This is a genomic window from Streptomyces sp. NPDC051133 (genome assembly GCF_040682635.1).
Lineage (GTDB): Bacteria > Actinomycetota > Actinomycetes > Streptomycetales > Streptomycetaceae > Streptomyces.
The window spans coordinates 336-1,340 of record NZ_JBFBBK010000239.1 but is presented as its reverse complement, the minus strand read 5'-3'; the positions used below and the strand labels follow the sequence as shown (position 1 = coordinate 1,340).

1 protein-coding gene and 1 pseudogene are annotated in these 1,005 nt (G+C 67.3%); both read left to right on the top strand.

Annotated elements, in window-relative coordinates:
• The coding region (locus AB0N17_RS46735) for a hypothetical protein (protein ID WP_366017735.1) at positions 1–359 on the top strand (359 nt) is incomplete at its 5' end.
• A 368-nt stretch (positions 360–727) separates the two neighbouring features.
• Positions 728–1,005: pseudogene (locus AB0N17_RS46730) on the top strand (transposase family protein); the annotation flags it as partial.

Genomic DNA, 1,005 nt, shown 5'->3' with positions numbered 1-1,005 from the left:
GCCCAGTCGCAACGGACGGCTACGACGCATCAGCAGCGCCTGTCTCGCCCGCTGCAGAATACGGTCTTGCCACTCGGCAACTTCAGAGTGTCACCTTCCCGCCCCCGAACAACACTGGGTCGGCAGTCATCACCAGCGAGAGTGTCTCCACTGTGGGATTCGACATCTCCGGTAAGTACTCCGCCCGCGCCGCCATCGTCTTTGGCGGCGGAGCCACCGCCAACGCCTACGTGTACGACACCCTCACCTTCCCTCATGGCCTTGCACATGACACGGGCCTGCAGACCACGGGTGGGCTTGAAGACGCGGTCACCAGTGTCCTTCTCTGCGTAACCGCCGACCCCTACAACGGAAGCTGACAGCATCCGGGAGTAAGTAGGGCAGTCCGGCGGGACGACATGCGCCAGCCCCTGAGACGGGGCCGGCGCCTGTGCTCGATCCGAGCGGGGCTGCCGGAGTCCTGCTGGAGCGCTGAGGACACCGATCGTCCCGATCGCCGTTCCAGTGGCGTTCACGCTGCCAGGGCTCGTGCAAGGTCGGTGTGATCTTGTGAAGTGTCTGGTCAGGCCAGGTGACTGGATAGACCGAACCTCCGTTGGTGTGAGCAAGTTGTCAAGTCGCTTGTCACCAACGGAGGTTCGATGCGTTGTGAGTTTTCCATGCCTGGTGCGGTGCTGTTGTGCAGCGTCGCCGGTGTGGGTGATGGGCCCGGGGGAGGGATCCGCGGGACCGGTGTGGGTGCCGGTATCCGCTGCTCGCCCTGGTCCGCGCGGCTGCCTGCGCCGTGGTGGCCGGGGCCCGCAGCTACGCGGCGATCGGCCAGTGGCTGCGGCGCGCCCCGCAGCACACGCTGGAACGGCTGGGCTTCCCGCCGCGTGGCGTGTTGGGGGTGCGGCCAGCAGCCTCAAGGAACACCGTGCGCCGGGTGGTTCCACACACTGCCCAGCAGCGCCCCGGCCACCGACCGCCCCGGCTGGCACCGCACCAGCCACCCCAGATAGCGCC